We start from the raw sequence: 22782 nt of genomic DNA on the forward strand, positions 1-22782 counted from the left end.
GGTCAGTCGACTTCGGCGACCGCCTGGGCGAACTGGGCCGCGTACAGGCGCGCGTACGCGCCCTCCGCCGCCAACAGCTCGTCGTGCGTGCCCTGTTCGACGATCGAGCCGTTCTCCATCACCAGGATGACGTCCGCGTCCCGGATGGTGGAGAGGCGGTGGGCGATGACGAACGACGTGCGCCCGTGGGCGAGCCGCGCCATCGCCTTCTGGATCAGCACCTCGGTACGGGTGTCGACCGAACTCGTCGCCTCGTCCAGGACCAGGATCACCGGGTCGGACAGGAACGCCCGCGCGATGGTGATGAGCTGCTTCTCGCCCGCGCTCACCCCGGTGCCCTCGTCGTCGATGACGGTGTCGTAGCCCTCGGGCAGGGTCCGGATGAACCGGTCCGCGTGCGCGGCCTTCGCCGCCTCCTCGATCTCCTCGCGGGTGACCTCCTTCGGGGCGCCGTACGCGATGTTGTCCGCGATGGAGCCGCCGAACAGCCAGGTGTCCTGGAGCACCATGCCGATCCCGGAGCGCAGCTCCTCGCGGGTCATCCTCGCCGCGTCGACCCCGTCCAGGGTGATCCGGCCGCCGGTGACCTCGTAGAACCGCATCAGCAGGTTCACCAGCGTCGTCTTGCCCGCGCCCGTCGGACCGACGATCGCGACCGTGTGCCCGGGCTCCACCTTCAGCGAGAGGTTCTCGATGAGCGGCTTCTCCGGCTCGTACCGGAAGGACACCTTCTCCAGCGAGACCGCGCCGCGCAGCACCTCGGGGCGCTCGGGCGAGGCCGTCTCGGGCGCCTGCTCCTCGGCGTCGAGCAGCTCGAAGATCCGCTCGGCCGATGCGACACCGGACTGCACCAGGTTCGCCATCGAGGCGACCTGGGTCAGCGGCATCGAGAACTGGCGCGAGTACTGGATGAAGGCCTGCACGTCACCGATGGACAGGGCACCGGTGGCGACCCGCAGACCGCCGACGACGGCCACCAGGACGTAGTTCAGGTTCGAGACGAACATCATCAGCGGCTGCATGACGCCGCTGTTGAACTGCGCCTTGAACGACGCCTCGTACAGCGCGTCGTTCTGCTCGGCGAAGGCGTCCGCCGACTCCTGCTGGCGCCCGAAGACCTTCACCAGGGCGTGCCCGGTGTACATCTCCTCGACGTGCGCGTTCAGCTTGCCGGTCGACTTCCACTGCTGGACGAACTGCGGCTGCGACCGCTTGCCGACCTTCGCCGCCACGAACACCGACAGCGGCACCGTGACCAGCGCCACGAGCGCGAGCAGCGGCGAGATCCAGAACATCATGACCAGCACGCCGACGATGGTCAGCAGCGAGTTGATGAGCTGGCCCATGGTCTGCTGCATCGTCTGCGAGATGTTGTCGATGTCGTTGGTCGCGCGGCTGAGCACCTCACCGCGCTTGGCCTTGTCGAAGTACGACAGGGGCAGCCGCGACAGCTTCGTCTGGATGTCCTCGCGCATCCGGAACACGGTGCGGTTGATGGCCCGGTTGGAGAGCCGGGTCGCCACCAGCATCATGAGCCCGGCGCCCACGTACACCGCGAGCGCGGTGAGCAGGACGCTGCCGACCGCGCCGAAGTCGATCTTCTGGCCGGGGGTGAAGTCCACGCCCGAGAGCATGTCGGCGAGGCCGCCCTCGCCGCGGTGGCGCAGCCCCTCGATCGCCTGCGCCTTGGTGGGCACGTCGCGCAGGTTCCAGCCGATGACCCCGGCGAAGACGAGGTCGGTCGCCTTGCCGAGGATCTTCGGCCCGACCACCGAGAGGCCGACGCTGCACACCACCGCGAGCAGCATCACGCTCAGCGTGGCCTTCTCCGGAGCCAGCCGCTTGACCAGCCGTTTTCCGGACTCCTTGAAGTTCATCGACCGCTGATCCGGGCCGCCGCCCATCATCATGCGTCCACCGGGCCCGCTCATGCCGCCTCAGCCTCCGTCAGCTGGGAGAGCACGATCTCCCGGTACGTCTCGTTGTCGGCCATCAACTCGTGATGGCGGCCGGTCCCGACGACCTGTCCCTCGTCGAGGACGATGATGCGGTCGGCGTCCCGGATCGTGGAGACCCGCTGGGCGACGATCACGACCGTGGCCTCGGCGGTCTCGCGGCCGAGCGCGGAGCGCAGGGCCGCGTCGGTGGCGTAGTCGAGCGCCGAGAAGGAGTCGTCGAAGAGGTAGATCTCCGGGCGCTGCACCAGCGTTCTCGCGATGGCGAGCCGCTGGCGCTGACCGCCGGACACGTTCGTGCCGCCCTGCGCGATCGGCGCGTCCAGGCCGCCCTCCAGCCTGCCGACGAACTCCTTCGCCTGCGCGACCTCCAGGGCGTGCCAGAGCTCCTCGTCGGTCGCGTCCGGATTGCCGTACCGCAGGTTGGTGGCGACCGTCCCCGAGAACAGGTACGGCTTCTGCGGCACCAGCGAGACCGTCTTGGCGAGCAGGACGGGGTCCAGCGTGCGCACGTCCTCGCCGTCGACCAGCACCTGCCCGTCGGTCACGTCGAACAGCCGCGGCACGAGCCCGAGCAGGGTCGACTTGCCGCTGCCCGTCGACCCGATGATCGCGGTGGTCTCGCCGGGCCGGGCCACCAGCTCCACGCCCCGCAGCACGGAGGCCTCCGCGCCCGGGTACTTGAACTCGGCGCCCCGCACTTCCAGATGGCCGTGCCGGCGCAGCTCGCGCACCGGGCTCTTGGGCGGCACCACGCTCGTGTCGGTCCCCAGGACCTCCTCGATGCGCTCGGCGCAGACCTCGGCCCGCGGCACCATCATGAACATGAAGGTGGCCATCATGACGGCCATCACGATCTGCATGAGGTACGCGAGGAACGCGGTGAGCTGGCCGATCTGCATGTGGCCGCTGTCGATGCGCTGGGCACCGAACCAGACCACCGCGACCGACGAGACGTTCACGACGGTCATGACGGTCGGGAACATGAGCGCCATCAGGCGCCCGGTGGCCAGGGAGACGTCGGTGAGCTCGGTGTTGGCGCCCTTGAAGCGGCCCTGCTCGTACTCGTCCCGTACGAAGGCCCGGATCACGCGGTTGCCGGTGATCTGCTCGCGCAGCACCCGGTTCACCGTGTCGAGCCGGGTCTGCATGGTGCGGAACAGCGGCCGCATCTTGCGCACGATCAGCGAGACGGCGATACCGAGGACGGGGACGACCGCCAGCAGCACAGCCGAGAGCGGCACGTCCTGGCCCAGGGCCATGATGATGCCGCCGACGCACATGATCGGCGCGGACACCATCAGCGTGAACGCCATCAGGACCAGCATCTGGACCTGCTGGACGTCGTTGGTGGTGCGGGTGATCAGGGACGGCGCCCCGAAGTGGCCGACCTCGCGGGCCGAGAAGGACTGCACTCGCGCGAAGACGGCGGCCCGCACGTCCCGCCCGAGGGCGGCCGCGGTCCGGGCACCGAAGAAGACGGCACCGATGTTGCAGAACACCTGGACGAGGCTGACGGTGATCATGATGCCGCCGTGGCTCAGGATGTAGCCCGTGTCACCGTTCACGACACCGTTGTCAATGATGTTCGCGTTGAGGGTGGGCAGATAAAGGGTGGCGCTGGTCTGCAGCAGTTGCAGCAGGACCAGCAGGGCTATCGGTTTCTTGTACGGCCCTAGATGGGACCGCAGGAGTCGTATGAGCACGCGCAGGCTCTCCGGGTCGGCAAGATCGGGGGTTCGACCCCCCATCTTGCGACACTCCACCCCTGGAAGCTCAAGCGATTATCGGGGTGAAGTCAAAAGGAATAGCAAAGAGCGTAGGACCCCTCCGCGTCAAGAACCCTGGCCGAAGGCGCCGGGGTGGATCTCGTCACGCGTCGCGATGTACTGCTGACGCACCGCCTGCCCCACGGCCAGTTCCTCGCCCGGCTCGAAGACCTGCGCCGACGCCCCCTGCCAGGCCGGCGGGGTGTGCGCGGCGAGCGTGCCCTGCGAGACGCCGAGCGCCCAGGCCGCCTGCCGGGCCGCGCCGAGCGCCGCGTACTCGGCGGGCTGCGGCACGACCACCTGCGTACCGAAGATCGCGGGCGCCGCCGCCTGCACGGCGGGCAGTTCGGCCGCGGCACCGAGCAGGAAGACCCGCCGGACCTCGACCCCGCGCACCCGCAGCACGTCCAGGGCGTCGGCCAGCGAGCAGAGCATGCCCTCGAAGGCGGCCCGCGCCAGGTGCTCCGGCTTCATGGACTCGCGCCGCAGGCCGGTCAGGGTGCCCGCGGCGTGCGGAAGCCGGGGCGTGCGCTCGCCCTCCAGGTAGGGCAGCAGCACGAGACCGCAGGCGCCGGGGGTGGACTTGAGGGCCAGCGCGCTCAGTTCGGCGAGATCCTCGACGCCGAGCATCTCCGCCGTGCCGCGCAGGGCCCGGACGGCATTGCTCGTATGCACGACCGGCAGATGCATTCCGGTCGCGTCGGCGAAGGACGTAATCATCCCGCTCGGGTCGGCCAGCGCCTCGTGATGCACGGCCATGACGGAGCCCGAGGCGCCGAGCGAGACCACCGCGTCGCCCGCGCCGACACCGAGCCCGAACGCGGCCGCCATCGTCTCGCCCGTACCGGCGGAGATCAGCAGGCCCTCGGGGGTGGTGCCGGCCGCGTCGGAGGGCCCGAGCACATCGGGCAGGGCCACCTGGTGGCCGAGCGCGAGCTCGATCAGGTCGGGGCGGTAGAAGCCGGTGGCGGCCGACCAGTAGCCGGTGCCGGACGCGGCGCCGCGGTCGGTGGTGCGGCGCGCGGGCCGGCCGAGCAACTGCCACACCAGCCAGTCGTGCGCCTGAAGGATGCCCGCGGTGCGCTGGGCGGCCTCCGGCTCGTTCCGCGCCAGCCAGCGCAGCTTGGCCACCGCCTGCGCGGCCTGCGGCACACACCCGACGGCCTTCGCCCAGGCCTCCCGGCTGCCCAGCGCGTCGATCAGGTCGGCGGCGGAGACCTGCGCCCGCTTGTCGTTCCCGGTCAGCGCGGCCCGCACGAGGTTGCCCTGGCCGTCCAGCGGTACGAGGCCGTGCTGCTGGGCCGCGACCCCGATGGCCTGGACGCCTTCCAGGAGCCCGCCGGTCGCGGCCTCGCCGAGCGAGAGCAGCCAGGCCTGTGGATCGACCTCGGTCGCCTTCGGTTCGACGGGATGCGGGGCGTACCCCTGTCGCAGCACGGCACCCGTGTCCGTGTCGCAGACGACGATGCGAGTGAAGGCGGAAGAGCTGTCAAGACCGGCGACTATCCCCATGCCTGAGATTCTGCCGCACGCGAGGGGCTCCTGGGACGGCGGTGGCCGGGACAACGCTGTCGGGGCCGTCGGGGTTGTCGTGCGGGCCGCGCGCCGGACGCGACGGCGGGTCAGGTGTTGCTGGTGCCCCAGTCGTCCTCGGCCCCCGGACCGCGCTCGCGCAGGGAGCGCACCCGGTCGGTGACGGAGGCGGGCATCTTGTCGCCGACCTTCTCGCTCACGGCCTGGAAGGCCTTGCCCGCGACCTGGCGCGAGGTCTGCGCGGCGGATTCGGCGGTGTTCCGCACCGCGGGGTTCTGCGCCATCTGACGTGCGGACTTCTTCAACTGCTCGTAACGCTCGCGTCCGGCCCGGGTTCCGAGCACGTATCCGAGAGCCAGTCCGGCGGCGAACGTGAGCCGGTATCGCATGGCGGTCACCCTTCCCTAGCGTGTGTGCCGCGCCTACCCGCGCAGCCCCGTGATCACCCAGGGCGGAACCGATTGGCGGAGCACCCCCCTGCTTGCGCTAATGTATGTGTCGCAGCGAACGCACGCCGCCCGGGATCACCCCAGGTAGGTACGTTCGATGCAACGAGGCATTCCCCTGTAGCTCAATTGGCAGAGCAGCCGGCTGTTAACCGGCAGGTTACTGGTTCGAGTCCAGTCGGGGGAGCTCGATCTCCTGTAGCTCAATTGGCAGAGCAGCCGGCTGTTAACCGGCAGGTTACTGGTTCGAGTCCAGTCGGGAGAGCAGCGGAATCGGACCCTTCGGGGTCCTTTTTCGTATCCCGTGGAACCGCTGGGATCCCCGCGAAGTCCTCATGGGCGTGCGATGCCGACCATCCGAGGCAGGAGATCGTATGAGCGGCTATGCTGCGGCAGACGGCGCGCACAAATGTGCGCGACGCGCCGTTAGGGGCGGTAGCTCAGCCGGTTAGAGCAGCGGACTCATAATCCGTCGGCCGTGGGTTCGAGTCCCACCCGCCCCACCACGAGGCGCAGGTGCAGAAACGATCTGGCCTGCGCCTTTGGCGTTTCCGGAGTGCGGTGCGGCGTCCGTCGATCCGCTCCGGGCGGCCGCATCAGGAGCGGATCGGGGCCGCCGGACGATCTCCTTCGAGTGATCACCCGCACGGCTCACCAACGCCGCCGCGCGCGTGTCGTGACCCCGCCGGGCGGGACCTCCCGGCCCCGTCCGGCGCCCTCGACGGGCCTACGCCCCGGCCGTCATCCGCACGTCGGTGCACCCCCGTTGCTTCGCCTCCCCGTCCGCGAACGCCTTCAGGGCGGTGTTCGCGAAGTCGGGGGAGTAGTGGGGGACGGGGTAGGTGATGTCGTTGCCGTGCTCCTCCAGCAGGCGAGTGAGGAGGAACGAGGCCGGTTCCGTGGACTGGGGGCACGTCGCGGTGGCCCAGGCGTAGTCCCTCGGCACGTCCGGCGCCCTGAGGAAGGAGGGCACACTGCCTGCCCGGAGTGCCTTCGCGCTCGCGCCGTAGAACGCGAACAGGCCGTATCCGGGCTTCTGGGACGCGGTGGCGAGGTAGCAGTTCACCTGAGGGGTCTGTGTGTCGGCAGGGAACTCCATGGCATGGGGGACGCCGTTCTGCGTCGCCGTCGAGGCGAGGGCACGCAACGCGGCGCAGGAGCCGGTCGACTGGCCGAGAGGCTTGGCCGGGTTGGGCCTGGCGCCGTAGGGAGGCGATGAGACGGTGGTCAGTTTTTCGCCCCCGCTCGCCTCGCAGCCGTACTTCGCCGCCGTCTTCTGGGCGGTCTCCGCGGTCACTCTGCCCAGTCCCGTGAGGGCGGCAGGACTTTTTGACGGGGCGAAGCCCGGCGCGGCGAAGGACCCGTAGGCGACGAGCGCCTTGCTCCTGTCGTTCCGGCAGTCGAGTGCGACCTGAACAGCCGCGCTGCCGTCATTGCGCACGACGCCGGACCAGCCCGCGCCGAGCGGCGCGACCTGCCCCCTGGTCCCGTTGTTGATGTCGGAGCCGGAGGGAAAGGCCTCCAAGGACGAGGGCTTGGTAGTGCTCCAGCGCAGAGACATCTCCAGAGAGCCTTTGCTCCCGGAGTCCGCCCTCAGCACCAGGCAATGGGCCAGATAGCCGTCATCGACCTCAAGGGATCTCGCCCGCAGCTCCGAGGACTCCAGCGCCGCGGCGAGTTCGCCCTGCGCCACATTCCCCCCACAGGCCCGGTCCACCGACCGGCTGTCGCGCCAGGAGTCGTATATGCCGGTGCTGTAGAGGGTTTGGGCCGCTATGGCCAGAACGGCGACGAACGCCCCCGCGTACCAGCCGGGGTGGATGCGTCGGATCCTGGAGTTCTTCTGCATGGTGCTCATTCTGTCGAGGGCCGTTCCGGGGGCGTCAGCGATCGGGCCGGAGGAAGCGCATGGAGTCGTTGCGGCTGGTGCCGTACTCGTTCTGGCCGACGTGGAGGAAGTACTTGGTGTAGTCGCTGTCGAGGTCGTGCCCGCGGCTCTGGGCCCACATCCTGACCATGTGATCGACGTCGCGCTGGCCGGCGTCGTACGTCTTCGCGTTCGCGTCGGTCGCCTCGAGATTCGCCTCGGCCGTGTGTTCCTTGTTGGACTCGTACGTCCAGATGTCGACGCTCTTGGTGACGAGGTCTCCGACGGGACTGAGATCGGACACCGGGTTGAACATGAGGGCCGTGCTCAGCGACGTGCCGATTCCGTGGTTGAAGTCGGCGGCCCACTGCGTCTTCTTGAAACGCTCGTCGAAGATGATGTCCGCCCGGATACCGTCGTAGGAGCCCATGGCGCGCGAGGACTCGACGATGCGATCCTGGATGGTCTTCTCCCCGGCGTCCTGCGGGATAGCGGCCAGGACGTCGTGCGAGTACTTCTGCTCCGCGCCGTAAAGGTGCCCGAAAGCCTCGGGGTCGTCGGCGATTCCCCGCATGAGTTTGGTCAAGTGGTCCGGTGCCAGGGCCAGATGGGCGCCGTCCTTGTCCTCCCAGACCACCCCTGGCTCGTTGACGGTAGTGTCGTAGTGCGTATCGGACTTGGCGAACGTCTGGTGCGTGTCCGCCGTGTACGACGTCATGATGTGCGCCAGCGGCTCGGTGAGGTTCTTCGGCAGCTTCTGGGCGTGGTTGTCGGCGTTCAACGTGTCCACCGTCTGTTGCAGGATGCTCGCCTGGGCCGTCGTGTGGTGGGCGATGGGGTGGTACGTGCCCGGTGCGTTGCCCGTGGTCGCGGCTTCCAGGGCGGCGCCGAAGCCCTTGCGGACGTCGCCGTCCTCCACCGTGACCGGCATGCCCAGGGTGGTGCCGCCGGGCGGGGTCGCGAAGTGGTCCACCACCGTGTTCCAGTCCCGGCCGTGCAGCAGGTAGTTGAGGTTGTCGCCGTGCGCCGGGTCCAGGTAGGCGGTGCTGGTCGCCGGGTCGTGGGACATGATGCCGAGGACGCCGTCGAGGGGATCGTTGGCGAACCAGCCCCGGTCGCCGTCGCTGAACTTGTCGCGCAGCGACCAGACGGAATCGAGGTTCCCCTTGGCCGTGTAGGACGTCTCCGCGTGACGGATGTCGTCCGCGGTGTCCTTGAGGAACTGCCCGGCATAGCCGTCACCGTGCTGCATGAGCGTGACCAGGCTCTGATAGCCGCGGACCTTCTCGTCCGGGATCTTGCTGAGGCCGTCCAGCTTGAATTGCTCGGTTCCGGCCTTCCGGAGCTGCTCGCGGAAATTCTTGTAGAACGCGGAGTCGGGGTCACGGGTCGCCGTGGCCAGGGTGGTGGCGAGGCCCTTCTGGAGGTCCAGGTACTGGCCGCCGTCCTTCTTGTCCTTGTAATGGGCGAGGCTGTCGAGGGAGTTGGAGAGTTTCACGGTGCCCTCGGCGCCGAGTTCGTCGAGGAGCGTCTGGCTGAAGACCTTGTCGCCGGAATTGTCGCGGAAGAGGCGCTGCAACTCGGCGTAGTCCTGGGGAGTGGCCTTGCCCGAGTCGATGCGCAGCGCGAGGTCCTTGCCCTCGTCCGCCTCGTACTGCTCGATGTCTCCCTTGGCCTTCCCGTTGAACCCGTTGGTGGTCCCGTCCAGGCGGTCGGAGTCCTGGACCACCTGGGTGAGGGCGACCTCGAAGCCCTGGTCCGCGTCGCACACGCTCTTCACCGCGTTGTCGATCCGGCTCTGCCAGGCGGAGGCCTTGTCCCGGGCGGACTGCTGGAAGTCCGGGTCGTGGTGGTAGGCGCTCAGCTCCCCCTTGTCGAGGCTGCCGGCGTCGAACGTGACGTTGCCGGTGGCCGAGACGGCCATGCCGTCCTTGATCGCGGCGTCCCGTTCCGATTCCACCTTCTTTCGGAGCTCGACGAACTGGGTGTGCGCGTCCCTGAGGAGCGAGGCCATCGCCTTGGCCTCGGTCTGGGCGTACTTGTATTCGTTCAGGGTGATGTCGAACGTGGCGTTCGCGGCCTGCGCACTCTCGCCCACCCATTGCGTGGGCAGCGTGATGGTGTGCACCTGATCGTGGTACAGCGTCTCGCGTTCCTTGAACTGGCCGGCCATTTCCTCCCACTTCGTCGCCGCCGTGGTCAAGGTGGACAGGTCGGTCGCCAATATCTCTTGGTACGTGGGCATATGAGGTCGTCCTGTATGTCTGCGAGGCCGGAGATAGGTGGGGAGGGGGATGAGGAAGGGCGAGGAATCAGTAGTGGTCGATGGGGGAGTCGGGGCGGCCGATGTTCTGGTGGACCCCGAAGTCGGTCTTCTGGAAAAGGGAGTTGGCGCCGCGCAGCGCGGACTTCTCGCCTGCGAGGCGGTTCATGAGGCCCTGCACCTGCTCGCCCCAGGTGTGCTGCGCCTTCTTCAACGCGCCGGACGTCACCCAGCCGTGCCCGTCGTGCGGGCCGAATTCCTTGATGGCGGCGGCAGTTGACTCGTCGGCGTGCGTGCCGGACTTCTTGGTGTCCGGTTCGAGGTGGGTCTCGATGGTGTTGGCGGCGGCCCGCTTCGCCTCGGGGGTCGAGACGAGCCCCGACTGCCCGGGGCTGGTGAACAGCGGTGGCCCCGGCGGCGGTTGGTGGTCCAGGCTCATGCGGGACGGCCCGCCGTGCTCAGTGGTCGTATCGGTGGACATGCGACGATCTCCTGAGTCCTGTGGTCCTGCCGTGCGGTGGTCGTGTACTCGACGTTTCCGGGGACGCCCGGACTGCCATCCTCAGTTCTGGTCCACCGGGACGCGTGAGGCTTGAGGGCTTTCTGAGGGAACGGTTCCTCGGGCCTTGGGGCCCGGATCACGGGCACTCCTGGGGCGGCCATGGCTCTCCACCCCCCCACGCCCGCTGGCGGCGGCCGACCGACGCACCGCTTCGGGCCGGGGCCGCCTCATGACTGACAGGTTCTTGATCCTAAAGAGAGCGAGGCGCGGCGGGCGGCCCCTTGGCGCCAACGGAGGGCGCCGACGCGGGTTGTGAGGGTTTCGCGCAGACGGGAACAGCTAAGGCCCCCGGTGGTGCGCACGGGATGTGCGGTGGCCGGGGGCCTCTCGGGCAGGGCTCGTGGGCTACGAATCTTTCACAGGGCGGACTGGAAGGCCGAGGCGCTCGGCACGTTGGCGGCGGTCGTGGTGACGCGGTCGAGGGCGACCGGGACACGGCCGGCGTGCTGTGCCGCCGCCCGCGCGGTGAGCGGCGTGCGCCGGGCGGTCTGCGGGGCGGCGGGGCGGCGGGCGGCGGCGGAGATCAGGGTGTTCATGGTTGGCCTTCCGGCGAGATGCGTCGCCGCCCCCGCCGGATGACGGCGGGGGCGGCGACGACGCTACGTACTGATCGGGGGAAGCGTAGCGGCGCCCGGGGGCCGCGGCGCGCGCTTCCTGGCGTGGCATAAGGATGGCGCGAGCGGCCGGAACGGGCCGCCGCGCCCGCCACCTGAGGCGATGGGCCGAAGAGGGCGTCCGCACCGCTTTCGCGGGGCCCGGGATTGGCCGGGAAACCCGGTTTCGGGGCATTGACCCGGCCGGGGTACGGCGCCCGGGGCGACGGGTCCTGCCGGGGCCGGGGGCCGCCAGGAGCGGGGGGACGCCAGGGGCGATGAGTACGTCTGGACACGTGAGCGGCCGCTGCGGGCCGGGGGCGGTGGCACGCTCGTGAGCACCGGGGGCGTCCCCCTGTGAGGCCGCCCCTACCTCGGTGTTCGTGGCCGGGGTTAGCATCCCGCGTGACCGAACAAGCCGAGCAGCCCGCCGAGACCGCCGCACCGCCCAGCGCCACCGCCGCGTCCGGGACCGCCTCCCCGGCGGCCGACGGCTCCGCCACCGGGGAGATACCCGCGGCGCGGCGCCGCATATTCGCCGACCTCACGCCGTTCCGGGTATCGCCGGACTACCGCAGGCTCTGGTTCGGCAACATGGTGTCCTGGGTCGGCAGCGGCATGACCGCGCTCGCGATCTCCCTCCAGGTCTACGACCTCACCGGCTCCAGCTTCCACGTCGGTCTGGTCGGCATCTTCACCCTCGTACCGCTGGTCGTGTTCGGGCTGTACGGCGGGGCCATCGCCGACACCGTCGACCGGCGCAGGCTCGGGCTGTACAGCGCGCTCGGATCCGCCGCGCTCTCGGGGGCGCTCGCGGCCGGAACGTTCGCCGGGGTCGCGAACGTGTGGTTCCTGTACGCCGTCATCGCTCTCCAGTCGGTCTGCCAGGCCCTGAACGCGCCGGCCCGCTCCGCGATGATCCCGAAGCTGCTGCCGCCCGAGCAGCTGCCCGCCGCCAACGCCCTCAACTCCATGATCATGACGACCGGCACGCTGGTCGGGCCGATGCTGGGCGGCCTCGTCGTCGGCTTCGCCGGGTACAAGACCGCGTACCTCATCGACGCGGTCACCTTCGCGGCCTCGCTGTACGCGATGTGGCGGCTGCCCGCGATGCTGCCCGAGCGGACCGGGGCCAAGCGGGCCTCGGTCCTGGACGGGCTGCGCTTCCTCGCCACCCGGCCCAACCTGCGGATGACGTTCTTCAGCGACTTCTGCGCGATGATCCTGGCCCATCCCCGCGCCCTGTTCCCGGCCGTCGCCGTCCTCTGGTACGGCGGTGACGCGCGCACCACCGGCCTCCTCGTCGCGGCGCCCGCCGTCGGGGCGCTGCTCGGCGGGGTGTTCTCCGGCTGGCAGGGGCGCATCCACCGGCACGGGCTCGCGGTGCTGATCTCGGTCGGCGGGTGGGGCGCCGCCATCGCGGCGTTCGGGCTGACCCGGCAGCTGTGGCTCGGCCTGTTGATGCTCGCGGTCGCCGGGTTCTCGGACACCGTCTCCATGGTGTTCCGCAACACGATGATGCAGGTCGCCGCGCCGGACGACATGCGGGGGCGTCTCCAGGGCGTGTTCATCGTGGTGGTCGCGGGCGGGCCCCGGCTCGGGGACTTCCTCGCGGGTACGGTCGCCGACCTCACGTCGCCCGCGGTGATGGTGGTGGGGGGTGGGGTCGCGTGTGTGCTTGCCGTGACGGTGCTGGGGCTGAGTCGCAGGGGGTTCGCCCGGTACGACGCGCGGCGGCCCGTCGCGTAGGGGGCCGGGGATCTGGGGCCCCGCCCGGTACGGGGTCGTCCGGCTCGTCCAGCCAGACGCGTTCGCCCCCGGCGTCCACCGTCAGGCCGAAGCGCTCGATGCCGGGGCGGCCTCGTGTGGTCCACCAGTCGAGTGCGGCTCGCACCTCGTCCCACAGCCGGCGGGGCCCCGACTGCCACACGCGGGTCGCCGCGTGCTCCCGGAACTGCGCGCACGCCCAGGAGCGGTCCGTCAGGCCGTAGAACCAGACGGCACGCGCGCCGTCGTCCTGATCGGCGACGACGCGCACGCAGTCCCGGACGCACAGGCCCACCACGAAGTCCTGAGCGCTGAATCGACCGCCAAGGAGTTGTTCCTCGGTGACGGTGCTCGAAGACTCCTCCCCCTCGGCGACGCTGCCGGTCACGTACTCGGCGTGCGGCACGGGCGGTTGACGCTGGGTGCGTGCCTTCATGAACTCCACGGGCCCGGTGAACAGCCCCGAAGCGCTCTTGCCGTCATCGGCGACGACCAACCGGGCCACGGCGTCCCCGTGGCTGTAGTGCGTCCCCCACGGGGCCACCACGATCGCGCCGGGCCGGGACTGCTGCACCCACGCGTAGGGGACGGACCGCAGGCCGCAGGTCGCGATGACGCGGTCGTACGGCGCTCCCTCGCCGTAGCCCCGCAGCCCGTCGCGGGTCACCACGTGCACGGGAAGGCCGAACACGTTGAGTGCGGTACGGGCGTCGGCCGCGACATCGGCGTCCAGCTCGACGCTGATGACGTTCTCGGTCCCCAGCCGGTGAGCGAGGAGGGCCGCGTTCCAGCCGGTCCCGGTGCCGATTTCCAGGACGCGGTCGCCGGGCCGCACGTCGAGGTCGGCGAGCATCCGGAAGACGACGGACGGCATCGACGCCGATGACGTGGACGACAGCCCGGGCTCCGTGCCGGTGTGCCTGCCGTCGTCCCATTGCGTCACCACGGGAACGTCCGCGTCCGCGTACCCGTACCACCCCTCCGGGTCGTCGGCGCGCGACACGGGAACGCTCTGCCCCGTCCGCATGTCCCACGGCCAGATGAGGTCGGGGAGGAAGCTGCCGCGCGGAACGGCAGCGAACGAGGGTGCCCAGTCCGAAGTGAGCGCCCCCGCGGAGATGAGGACACGCCCCAGCTCCGCGCGGCCGGGGCGTTCCTGGTGTGCGTCGGCGGCCACCGGCTAGCCGGCCTTCGGCGGGTTGGGTACGCCCGGGCCGCCGTCGGGGGTGGGCGGCGGGTGCGGTCCGGGGTAGGGCTCGCCCGGGAGTTTGTCGCCGCCGTGGGCCAGTGTGGTGCTCATGGGTGCTCTCCTTTGCCACGCGATTGTCGTACCCGTTCCGTTCCTACGAAGCGGGGCCCGGTCCACTGCTACCGATGAGTGAACCGACTCTGGAGGTCCGCCAGGCACGCGGCGTCCTCGGGCCAGAGATGGCCGCCGAGGTGGCGCGCGTACAGCAGGCAGATGTTCTGGGCGTCATTACGTGCCGCGCACGGCTCCGTGACCTGGACGCGGGTTTCCGCCTCGCGCCAGAACACCCACACCGCGCGGCCGCTCCTGTCCTCGATGAACAGCACGTGCGCCGCGTGCTCACCCTCCACGTGCTGCTCCAACTCGCAGTGCTGGAACTCCACCACGTCGTCGGTGGCGGCGCCCGTGCCGACGAGCTCCACGGCGGCGGACACCAGCGGTGCGGAGAGACACAAGGGGGCACGGCAAAGGCTCATCGGGGTGTCCTCGCTCGGTCGGCGACCGGGGCACGGTCCGCACTCGGGTGAAGCCCGCCAGGCAAGGGACCGAGCCGTCGAGACGCCTCGTCCCGCCTGCTGTGCCGGCTCGCTGGATCGGTGGCCCACGCCCTCAACTCCCTTGCCGTGGACACGAGTCGGCGAATGTGACGGGTCGCCGACCGCGTGCTCCCGGGGGCCCTATTCTCACCAGGCACGGCCACTCCTCTCCGTAGCGCCATCGCTACTCGGGGTTTCAGCGTGGCCCACACGTGGGGACCGTTCAACCTGTTGGAAGAGAACGAAAGGTTGGTGAACCGCCCTTGAACCGCAAGGAGTTGAGGCCGGATGCCTCGCCACAGGCAGCGTATGGGGCCCGTCTGCGCAGCTTGCGGGAGGCGCGCGACTGGACGCAGGACCAGCTCGGCGAGCGCATGGAATATTCCAGCGTGCACATCTCGGCGGTGGAAACTGGTCGGAAACCTCCGACTCTCCGATTCTCGCGTAGTGCGGACCGCGCGTTCGGCCTTGAGGGCAGCGCGGACGCGTTCGAGCGTGAGTACCGGCAGGTGCGCCAGGGCTCCCTCTTGGAGGGGTTCCCGGAGTACGTCAAGTACGAGGCTCGGGCCACAGAAATCCGGCTGTACAACATCGGAATCATTCCGGGGCTGTTGCAGACGCCGGAGTACGCACGGGTGTTGGCCGAGAGCGCCGTACGCCGCGGTGCCATCACGCCTGAACAGGCGGCCGATCGCATCGCGTTCCTCGCGGAGCGCCAAGCCGCTCTGATGCGGCCCCGTCCTCCCATGGTCTTCGTGGCCATGGACGAAAGCTGTATCCGGCGTACCGTCGGTGGCCCATCCGTCATGGACGCCCAGCTGGCTCGTCTCGTCGAGTTCGCCGAGCTGCCCAACACCCTTCTCCAGGTGGTGCCGTACGACATCGGCGAGCGTCGCACGTTTGACCTGCCCGTCAACCTCCTGACCCTGCCGGACCGCTCCGTGATCTGCTACGCGGAGTCCCAGGCGCAGGGCAATCTTGACCGCGAGAGCGCATCGGTGGAGCCCATGTTGACGGCCTACCATCAGTTGCAGGCCGAATCGCTGTCGCAGGCGGCATCGGTGGCCATGATCGAGCAGGTACGAAAGGGCAAATCGTGACGACCGAATCTCCTCGCTGGTTCAAGTCTTCGTACAGCAACAACGGTGGTGACTGCGTAGAGGTCGCCGCCAACCTTGTCGTCACGAGCGGTATCGTCCCCGTCCGTGACTCCAAGGCGCCGAACGGTCCGGCTCTGGCCTTCCGTGTGGACGCGTTCTCTTCCTTCGTAGGAAGCCTCAAGACCGGAGAGTTCGGCTCCTGACCGCAAGAGCACCACAGAAAAGCCCCGCCCCTTCGGCCCATCCGAAGCGGCGGGGCTTCCTGTCGCCGGGAGCGAGTCCGCGCGACCGGAACACCGCGCGGGCCCGGTCCGGGCGGTCGGTGCGCGGACCGTCGGCGGCAACGGGCTTGGGCGCGAGCGGCGAAACTACGCGCCCACCACCCCCCTCGCCACCCCCAGCTCCACCAAATCCTGTGGCCGCAGCCGGAGTTGGGACGCCGTTCGGCGGACCTCGTCCTCGCCCCGCTTCAGGATCGCCGCCGCGAGTTCGGGCGCGATCACCGAGAAGTAGCTGTCCGCCGTCACCCACGTGCGGTCGGGGGAGGTCAGGGCCAGGGCTCCGCCCGAGCCGCCCTCCCCGATGACCAGGGTCGTCACCGGGACGCGCGCGGAGGCCACCGCCGCGAAGGCCTCCGCGATGGCCGCGCCCTGGCCGGACCGCTCCGCGGCCGCGTCGTTCGCCGCGCCCGGGGTGTCCACGAGGGTCAGGACCGGGATGCCGAGCCGGTCGGCGAGGCGGATGAGGCGGGCCGCGGCGCGGTAGCCCGCCGGGCGGGTCGCGGTGCCGGTCTGCGCGGCGTACGCGTAACTCACGCCGTCGTGCAGCCCGAAGCCGCACAGCATCCCCGGGTCCACGCCCCCGCACCGGTCGCCCACCAGCTCCCGGCGGTGCGAGAAGTACGCGTCCAAGTAGGGCTCGGCGCGCGGCCGTTGAGCCGATCGGGCGCGGCCCACCGCGTCCCAGCCGTCGGCCGGGAGGGCGCGCGCCACGAAGGGGTCCGGAACCGGGGCCGGTTCGGCGAGGCGGGGCCCGGCCAGCAGGGTGAGCCACTCCGCCAGGGCGTCCCGCAGGTCCTCGCTCGGCACGATGGCGTCGATCTGGCCCGCCGCGAGCTGCCCCTCCGCTCCGTAGGCGGCCGGATCCGCGTCCGCGGGGCGCACCCGGGAACCCGCGAAGCCGATCTGGGCGCCCGGCAGAGCCAGGATCACATCGGCGCCCGCGCCGAGCGTGGCCCAGCCGCCGCCCGTCGTCGGGTCCCGCAGTATCGCGATCTGGGGCAGCCCCGCCTCCCGCAGCAGCGCCGACTGGCGTGCGACGCGCTGGAGTTGGGTCAGCGCCAGCATGCCCTCCTGCATGCGGCTCCCGCCGGTGGCGATCAGCGAGACCAGCGGAAGGCGCCGCTCGCGCGCCGTTTCGTACGCCGCCTCCAGGCGGTCACCCGTCCTCTGCCCCAGCGACCCGCCGAGGAAGCCGAACTCGAAGGAGATCAGCACGCACGGCCGCCCCGCCACGCTCGCCAGGCCGTGGACCACCGACTCCCGCTCGCCGGTGCGCTCCGTCGCCCGGGCCCGTGCGGCTCCGTAGCCCGACCAGGCGAGGGGGCCGTCCTCGGGGAAGTCCCGTGCGGCGTAAGGGAGTTCGGTGAACTCCGTGACCGCCGTGGCGATCGCCGCCCGCGCGGACAGGCGCGCGGGCGTGCCGCCGGACGCGTCGTTCGGCTTCCGCTCAGACATGCAGGGCTCGCTTCATGATCTTGCCCATGTCGTTCCGGGGCAGTTCGGGCAGGTAGTGCACCACGCGCGGACGCTTGTGCGGGGAGAGCTGGGAAGCCACGTGCTGGATCAAGTCGGCCTCGGGGGGCGGTGATTGGTGGTCGGCCGGTACCACCCACGCCACGATCCGCTCGCCCAGGTCCGCGTCCGGCTCGCCCGTCACAGCAGCCTCGCGGACTCCGGGGTGGTCGAGCAGCGCGTTCTCGATCTCGCCCGCGCCGATCTTGTAGCCGCCGCTCTTGATGAGGTCGGTGGCCTTGCGGCCGACGATCCGCACCTGGCCGTCCGCGTCCACGCTCGCCATGTCGCCGGTGCGGAACCAGCCGTCCTCGGTGAAGGCGGCGGCCGTCGCGTCCGGCCGGTTCAGATAGCCGCTGAACAGGTTCGGGCCGCGCACCTGGATCTCGCCGATGCCGTCGGACTCGTCGGCGAGCCGCAGGTCGACGCCGGGCAGCGGCACGCCGACCGTGCCCGGGCGCGCCTCGCCGTCCGCCGTCGCCGCGCAGATCATCAGCGTCTCGGTCATGCCGTACCGCTCGATCACCGCCCGGCCGGTCGCCCGCGCGATGCGGCGGTGGTCGGGTGCGGGCAGCGCCGCGGAACCGGACACCAGCAGCCGCGCGCCCGCCAGCGCCCGCGCCAACTCCGGATCGCCGTCGACCGCTTCGGCGAGCCGGTGGTACATCGTCGGCACCCCGAACAGCATCGTCGCGCCCGCCGACAGCTCCCGCGTCACCCCCTCCACCGAGAACCGCCCGAGGTGGCGCACGGAGCCGCCGCGGCGCAGCGGGCCGAGGACGCCCAGGATCAGGCCGTGGACGTGGAACAGCGGAAGTCCGTGCACCAGGACGTCGTCGGCCGTCCAGCCCCAGGCGCCCTGGAGCGCGTCGAGCGTCGCCGCGAGCGCCCGGCGCGGCAGGACGGCCCCCTTCGGCGGGCCGGTCGTCCCGGAGGTGTACACGATCAGCGCGGGTGCCTCGTCGGCGGGCTCGGGCGGCAGCTCCGTCACCGTCCCGGCCAGCGGTATGTCGATGCGCGTCAACTCGCCGAGCAGAGGCGGAAGTTGGTCCTCCGGCGAGGCCAGCACCACCGTCGGCCCGCTGTCCCGGACGATGTGGGTCAGCTCGCGTTCGCCCGTCTTCGGGTTCAGCGGCACCACGGGCACCCCCGCGACGAGGGCCGCCACCACACCGACCACCGTCCGCGGGGTCGGCGTCGCCCAGACCGCGACCCGCCCGGCGCCCGCGAGACGGCCGGCCAGGGCGCCTGCCGCGCCCGCCAGCTCGGCATGGGTCAGGGACAGCCCGCCGAAGCGGACCGCCTCCCGGGGCTCGGCGGCGTACAGGGAGGGGAAGAGAGGGGACACGTACGGGACTCCTCGGAGGTCGACGGCGCGGGCGGGCCCGAACCGTGCCGGGCCCAGGTCGTCGACCCTACGCGGCGCCGCCCGGACGCATGATCCGCATCCTGCCGTACGCGTCCCCGCGTTCCGCTGGAGCGGCTTGCGGCGGGGGCCGTGGTCCAGCTCACCTCTTACCGCCGACACGGACCCGAGGGGCCGGGACGCAGGCCGTGCGCGGCCGCCCACCCTCACCGAAGGGGCCGTCCGCGGCCGACTTCTCGTGCGCGGACCCGGGCGGGCTACTGGAGCGGGGCCTGCCAGGTCAGGGTCGTGCCGCGGATGCCGTCGTCGCGCATGCCGTTGTCGACGACGGTGAGGCGCACCGCCGCCCGCCCGTCGGGGAGTTCGGCGCCCGCGTCGACGACCACGCGCACCGAGGACACCCCGGCCCGGCGGTGCGCCGCGGCCAGCGCGCCGCGCAGGGCCGCGATCAGCTGGGTGTCCACCGGCTCGCCGACCAGGGCGTCGACCGGGCCCTCGAACCGTACGGAGGGCCGGAAGCCGAGCAGGGCGCCCGCGCCCGCCGTCTCGCGCAGGACCCGGCCGCGCAGGGTGGTCGGGGCGTCGGCGGGCGGCTGCTGGAGGGCGAAGATCGCGGTGCGCACCTCCTGGATGGTGGAGTCCAGCTCGTCGACGGCCCGGGTGAGCATCTCGTCGGTGTCGTCGGCGGCGGCCTTCTCGGCCCGGCGCCGGGTGGACTCCAGCATCATCTCGGTGGCGAAGAGCCGCTGCACGACCAGGTCGTGGAGGTCGCGCGCGATCCGGTCGCGGTCCTCGTACACGGCGAGCTGTTCGCGGTTGTGCTGGGCGTCGGCCAGGACGAGGGCGAGGGCCGCCTGCGAGGCGAACTGGGCGGCGAGCAGCCGGTCCACCGCCGTGTACGGCCGGTCGCCGCGCCTGCGGGGCAGCGCGAGCGTGCCGATCAGCTTGCCTCCGCTCTGGAGCGGCAGCATCATGCTCGGCCCGAACCGGGTGCGCACGTGGGTGGTCATCCGGGGGTCGGTCGCGGAGTCCTCCAGGAACACCGGCTCTCCGCCCAGGAGTTGGACCAGGACGGGCGAGCCGGGCTCGATCGTGGTGCCGATGATGTCGTCGGGGTCGTCCGGCGCGGACGCGGCGACGATCTCCATGCCGCCCGCCGGGGTGGGCTGGAGCACCACGCCGGCCGCCGCGTCCGCGAGCAGCCGGGCCCGCTCGGCCACCGTCATCAGCGCGTCCGCCGCCGTCTCGCCGGTGAGCAGCGAGGTCGTGACGGCCGCCGCGCCCTCGATCCAGCGCTCCCGCAGCCGTACGGTCTCGTAGAGCCGGGCGTTGCCGATGGCGATCCCGGCCTGTGCGGCCAGGACCCGCAGCATCGCCAGGTCCTCGTCGGTGAAGGGGCCGCCGTGCTTCTCGGTGAGGTAGAGGTTGCCGAACACCTGGGTGTGCACGCGGATCGGGACGCCCAGGAACGAGCGCATCGGCGGGTGACCGGGCGGCAGGTCCGTCGAGCGGGGGTCGGTGCGCCGGTCGTCCAGGCGCAGCGGGCGCGGGTCCTCGATGAGGGCGCCGAGCAGGCCGGTGCGGCCGTCGGGCAGCGGGCCGATGCGTTCGCGTTCGGCGTCGGTGAGCCCGGCGGTGTACAGCTCGGTGAGCCGGCCGCGCTCGGGGTCGACCACCCCGAGCGCCCCGTACCGGGCATCGGTCAGCTCGGTCGCCGTGTCCACGATGTGCTGGAGCGTGGTGCGCAGTTCGAGGTCGGTTCCGACGCCGAGCACCGCCTCCAGGAGCATCGGCAGCCGGGGCGCCGTGCTGTCCGGATTCTCCGCTTCACTCATCCTTCGAGGATCTCCCACCGCGGCCGTCCGTCCCGGCAGGGGCGACTGTCGCGCCGCTCACTCGGCCAGCGGGTCGAGCACCATCGGGTGGATCTGGCCCTCCAGCATCGCGCCGAGGCCGAGGATCGCGCACACGTCGGGCCGTTCCGCGATGTGCACCGGCATGCCCGTGGAGTCGCGCAGCATCTGGTCGAGGCCGGGCAGCAGCGCGCTTCCGCCGACCATCATGATGCCGCGCTCGGCCAGGTCGGCGACCAGGTCGGGCGGGCACTCCCGGAGCACCTTGCCGATGCCGTCGAGCACCGCGGTGAGCGGGGTGTGGATGGCGTCGCGTACGGCGGCGGTGTCGACCAGGACCGAGCGGGCGAGGCCGGTGGCGACGTCGCGGCCGTGGATCTCGGTGGACGCGGGGCCCTGCGGGGTGAGCCCGTTGCCCCTCAGGGCGAGTTGCAGGGGGCGCACGGACTGGCTGGGCAGCATCAGTTCGTGCTGGTGGCGCAGGTGCTGGATGACCGCGTGGTCGATGGCCTCGCCGCCGACCGGGATGCGGACGGCGGTCACGATGGCGCCGAGCGAGAGCACGGCGATCTGCGTGGTGGCGGCTCCGCACACCATGATCATGGTGGCGGTGGGCTGCTCCACGGGAAGGCCGCAGCCCACTGCGGCCGCGATCAGGGTGTCGACGAGCTCGACCCGGCGGGCGCCGAGGCCCACCAGGGTCTCCATCGCGGCGCGCTGGGCGAGCGGGTCGCTGTCGTGCGGGGTGCAGGCGGCGGCGCGCAGCCGCGGCTTGCGGCGCAACTGGCGGCGCAGCTTCTCGCCCAGCAGGTGGCGCAGCATGCGCTGGGCCATCTCGATGTCGACGACGGTGCCGCCGGACACCGGGCGGGCCACCCGGATGTAGTCGGGCGTGCGGCCCGTCATCTGTTCGGCGAAGGCGCCGACGGCGATGAGCGCGCCGGTACGGGTGTTGACGGCGGCCACGCTCGGCTCGTCGACGACGAGCCCGGCTCCCTTGACGTAGACCCGGGTTCTCGCGGCCCCGAGGTCGACGGCTACATGGCAACGGCGCAACTGCTCAAGACTGACGGTCACGGCAGATCCTCCCGAGAGCGGTACATAGTTCGCATCATGCGACCGCGCGGGGGCCCGCGCGCGCTGGGATGCGCCGGTCGGGGAACCCCGACCTGACGCCCGGCCAGAAAGGCGACACCCCGCAGGTCAACCCCTGTCTCACGCCCCTGGCCGATCCCCGTCCGGGCGCCTTCTGCCGGGTCGTCAGCTGACCGGGATGAGCGTGCGCGGGGAGGCGGGGCCAGGGTTGAGCGGGGCTCAGCTGACGGGGACGGGCGTGGTCGGGCCGCCGGGTCTCATGGCGGCAGGCGTTGGGGCAGGGCATGGGGTCAGCGTGGGCGGGCTTGGGTGGGTGGGGTGTGGTCGGGTGGCCGGGGTTTCATGGCAGCAGGCGTTGGAGCAGGCCCCAGGTGAACTCCGCGACGCGGGTTCCGCCGCCGGGCAGGGTGATCGCGAGCTGCCAGCGGGTCGGCGCCGAGCCCTCCATCGGGCGGGCCGGGGCGAAGGCCCGCGCCACCTCGTCCACCGTGCACGCCCAGGGCCGCAGATCCTCCTCCCCGCGCAGCTCGGGGCCCGGTATGCCGGGGGCTCGGACCAGCCATTCGTTCCACACCGCGCCGCCGGGCCCGGCCAGCACCTCGAACCGCAGCCCCGGCCAGAGCGGCACCGGCCACAGCCGCGCCTCGCAGTCCAGGTCCCCGATCCGGCGCGGCACCACCGCCTCGGGCTCCCCGAGCACCGAGCGGTAGCGCGCCAGGGCGCCCCGGGACCGGGACGACCGGGTCATCGCCTGCCAGCGTTTGTTGGCCTCGCGCATGTCCGCCACCGAGGCGCCCAGCTCGTGCCGGGCGTCCTCGACGAGGCCCGGCTGGTGGTCGGCCATCCGCCGCAGCAGCACCAGTTGGAAGTCCAGCGGGCCCAGCGGGCGCGTCACGGTTTCCGTCATGACGTCCATCCTGCCCGGCCGCACTGACAACGCCCCGGTCCATGGCGATTCGTCACGCGGCCACGCCCTGGAAGCCTCCCTTCCGCACAAGATCCACACATCTCCGGCCCCATTTGTTGCCCGGCCGC

The 22782-nt window shown here is 71.2% G+C and carries 18 protein-coding genes and 3 tRNA genes; 6 read left to right on the forward strand and 15 right to left on the reverse strand.

Features of this window, described 5'->3' with window-relative positions; all coding sequences use genetic code 11:
- Positions 1–2: 2 nt before the first annotated feature.
- From AC07F3_RS07725 to AC07F3_RS07740, 4 genes are all read right to left on the reverse strand, one after another.
- A complete protein-coding gene (locus AC07F3_RS07725) occupies positions 3–1931 on the reverse strand; it encodes an ABC transporter ATP-binding protein (protein ID WP_479111474.1) in 1929 nt (642 codons plus the stop codon).
- Positions 1928–3661: an ABC transporter ATP-binding protein gene (locus tag AC07F3_RS07730; protein WP_479111476.1), complete on the reverse strand. Its 1734-nt coding sequence runs from the start codon at positions 3659–3661 to the stop codon at positions 1928–1930. Before AC07F3_RS07730 ends, AC07F3_RS07725 begins: the two co-directional genes overlap by 4 nt.
- 129 nt (positions 3662–3790) lie before the next feature.
- Positions 3791–5236 carry an FGGY family carbohydrate kinase gene (locus AC07F3_RS07735; RefSeq protein ID WP_479111478.1) on the reverse strand — a complete coding sequence of 482 codons (1446 nt, stop codon included), beginning with the start codon at positions 5234–5236 and terminating at the stop codon, positions 3791–3793.
- A 110-nt stretch (positions 5237–5346) separates the two neighbouring features.
- The gene (locus AC07F3_RS07740) at positions 5347–5646 is read right to left on the reverse strand and encodes a YtxH domain-containing protein (RefSeq protein WP_450893406.1); all 300 of its coding nucleotides are present in this window, start codon (positions 5644–5646) and stop codon (positions 5347–5349) included.
- 171 nt (positions 5647–5817) lie between these two features.
- Between AC07F3_RS07740 and AC07F3_RS07745 the strand changes: the two genes are divergently transcribed.
- The 3 genes from AC07F3_RS07745 to AC07F3_RS07755 all read left to right on the forward strand — a co-directional run bounded on the left by AC07F3_RS07745 (position 5818) and on the right by AC07F3_RS07755 (position 6209).
- A tRNA-Asn gene (locus AC07F3_RS07745) sits at positions 5818–5890 on the forward strand.
- A gap of 5 nt (positions 5891–5895) precedes the next feature.
- Positions 5896–5968, forward strand: a tRNA-Asn gene (locus AC07F3_RS07750).
- A gap of 164 nt (positions 5969–6132) precedes the next feature.
- A tRNA-Ile gene (locus tag AC07F3_RS07755) sits at positions 6133–6209 on the forward strand.
- A gap of 221 nt (positions 6210–6430) precedes the next feature.
- Here AC07F3_RS07755 and AC07F3_RS07760 read toward each other — a convergent pair.
- The 4 genes from AC07F3_RS07760 to AC07F3_RS07775 all read right to left on the reverse strand — a co-directional run bounded on the left by AC07F3_RS07760 (position 6431) and on the right by AC07F3_RS07775 (position 10931).
- The gene (locus AC07F3_RS07760) at positions 6431–7552 is read right to left on the reverse strand and encodes a hypothetical protein (RefSeq protein WP_479111480.1); all 1122 of its coding nucleotides are present in this window, start codon (positions 7550–7552) and stop codon (positions 6431–6433) included.
- Positions 7553–7586: 34 nt separating this feature from the next.
- Positions 7587–9815: a hypothetical protein gene (locus tag AC07F3_RS07765; protein WP_479111482.1), complete on the reverse strand. Its 2229-nt coding sequence runs from the start codon at positions 9813–9815 to the stop codon at positions 7587–7589.
- Between the two features lie 67 nt (positions 9816–9882).
- Complete coding sequence (locus tag AC07F3_RS07770; RefSeq protein ID WP_479111484.1) at positions 9883–10314, reverse strand: hypothetical protein; 432 nt, start codon at positions 10312–10314, stop codon at positions 9883–9885.
- A gap of 437 nt (positions 10315–10751) precedes the next feature.
- A complete protein-coding gene (locus AC07F3_RS07775; RefSeq protein ID WP_469834005.1) occupies positions 10752–10931 on the reverse strand; it encodes a hypothetical protein in 180 nt (59 codons plus the stop codon).
- A gap of 567 nt (positions 10932–11498) precedes the next feature.
- Here AC07F3_RS07775 and AC07F3_RS07780 point away from each other — a divergent pair.
- A complete protein-coding gene (locus AC07F3_RS07780) occupies positions 11499–12737 on the forward strand; it encodes an MFS transporter (protein WP_479111927.1) in 1239 nt (412 codons plus the stop codon).
- Here the strand turns inward: AC07F3_RS07780 and AC07F3_RS07785 are convergent.
- Entirely contained in the window at positions 12619–13932 is a 1314-nt protein-coding gene (locus tag AC07F3_RS07785) for a methyltransferase domain-containing protein (protein WP_479111485.1), read from the reverse strand. The two genes, AC07F3_RS07780 and AC07F3_RS07785, sit on opposite strands and share 119 nt — an antisense overlap.
- Positions 13933–14123: 191 nt before the next feature.
- Entirely contained in the window at positions 14124–14480 is a 357-nt protein-coding gene (locus AC07F3_RS07790; protein WP_479111487.1) for a hypothetical protein, read from the reverse strand.
- 323 nt (positions 14481–14803) lie between these two features.
- Here AC07F3_RS07790 and AC07F3_RS07795 point away from each other — a divergent pair, with 323 nt between their 5' ends.
- Entirely contained in the window at positions 14804–15640 is an 837-nt protein-coding gene (locus AC07F3_RS07795; RefSeq protein ID WP_479111489.1) for a helix-turn-helix domain-containing protein, read from the forward strand.
- Positions 15637–15843 carry a DUF397 domain-containing protein gene (locus AC07F3_RS07800; protein WP_479111491.1) on the forward strand — a complete coding sequence of 69 codons (207 nt, stop codon included), beginning with the start codon at positions 15637–15639 and terminating at the stop codon, positions 15841–15843. The genes AC07F3_RS07795 and AC07F3_RS07800 overlap by 4 nt, the downstream gene beginning before the upstream one ends.
- A gap of 165 nt (positions 15844–16008) precedes the next feature.
- Here the strand turns inward: AC07F3_RS07800 and AC07F3_RS07805 are convergent, their stop codons facing one another.
- The 5 genes from AC07F3_RS07805 to AC07F3_RS07825 all read right to left on the reverse strand — a co-directional run bounded on the left by AC07F3_RS07805 (position 16009) and on the right by AC07F3_RS07825 (position 22654).
- A complete protein-coding gene (locus AC07F3_RS07805; protein ID WP_479111493.1) occupies positions 16009–17376 on the reverse strand; it encodes a carboxyl transferase domain-containing protein in 1368 nt (455 codons plus the stop codon).
- Positions 17369–18781: an acyl-CoA synthetase gene (locus AC07F3_RS07810; RefSeq protein ID WP_479111495.1), complete on the reverse strand. Its 1413-nt coding sequence runs from the start codon at positions 18779–18781 to the stop codon at positions 17369–17371. The genes AC07F3_RS07805 and AC07F3_RS07810 overlap by 8 nt, the downstream gene beginning before the upstream one ends.
- 275 nt (positions 18782–19056) lie before the next feature.
- Entirely contained in the window at positions 19057–20634 is a 1578-nt protein-coding gene (locus AC07F3_RS07815) for a GAF domain-containing protein (RefSeq protein WP_479111497.1), read from the reverse strand.
- 57 nt (positions 20635–20691) lie between these two features.
- Positions 20692–21729, reverse strand: coding sequence for a rod shape-determining protein (locus tag AC07F3_RS07820; RefSeq protein WP_114035450.1), 1038 nt, complete (start codon positions 21727–21729; stop codon positions 20692–20694).
- A gap of 358 nt (positions 21730–22087) precedes the next feature.
- Positions 22088–22654 (reverse strand): hypothetical protein, encoded by a 567-nt coding sequence (locus AC07F3_RS07825; RefSeq protein WP_479111499.1) that lies wholly within the window; start codon positions 22652–22654, stop codon positions 22088–22090.
- Positions 22655–22782 lie beyond the last annotated feature (128 nt).

It is taken from the genome of Streptomyces sp. NPDC045846, assembly GCF_056431605.1.

Coding starts and splice junctions, on each gene's coding strand:
- AC07F3_RS07775 (WP_469834005.1), bottom strand. CDS start 10,931: ATGAACACCCTGATCTCCGCCGCCGCCCGCCGCCCCGCCGCCCCGCAG.
- AC07F3_RS07805 (WP_479111493.1), bottom strand. CDS start 17,376: ATGTCTGAGCGGAAGCCGAACGACGCGTCCGGCGGCACGCCCGCGCGC.
- AC07F3_RS07740 (WP_450893406.1), bottom strand. CDS start 5,646: ATGCGATACCGGCTCACGTTCGCCGCCGGACTGGCTCTCGGATACGTG.
- AC07F3_RS07735 (WP_479111478.1), bottom strand. CDS start 5,236: ATGGGGATAGTCGCCGGTCTTGACAGCTCTTCCGCCTTCACTCGCATC.
- AC07F3_RS07790 (WP_479111487.1), bottom strand. CDS start 14,480: ATGAGCCTTTGCCGTGCCCCCTTGTGTCTCTCCGCACCGCTGGTGTCC.
- AC07F3_RS07825 (WP_479111499.1), bottom strand. CDS start 22,654: ATGACGGAAACCGTGACGCGCCCGCTGGGCCCGCTGGACTTCCAACTG.
- AC07F3_RS07725 (WP_479111474.1), bottom strand. CDS start 1,931: ATGAGCGGGCCCGGTGGACGCATGATGATGGGCGGCGGCCCGGATCAG.
- AC07F3_RS07760 (WP_479111480.1), bottom strand. CDS start 7,552: ATGCAGAAGAACTCCAGGATCCGACGCATCCACCCCGGCTGGTACGCG.
- AC07F3_RS07815 (WP_479111497.1), bottom strand. CDS start 20,634: ATGAGTGAAGCGGAGAATCCGGACAGCACGGCGCCCCGGCTGCCGATG.
- AC07F3_RS07765 (WP_479111482.1), bottom strand. CDS start 9,815: ATGCCCACGTACCAAGAGATATTGGCGACCGACCTGTCCACCTTGACC.
- AC07F3_RS07770 (WP_479111484.1), bottom strand. CDS start 10,314: ATGTCCACCGATACGACCACTGAGCACGGCGGGCCGTCCCGCATGAGC.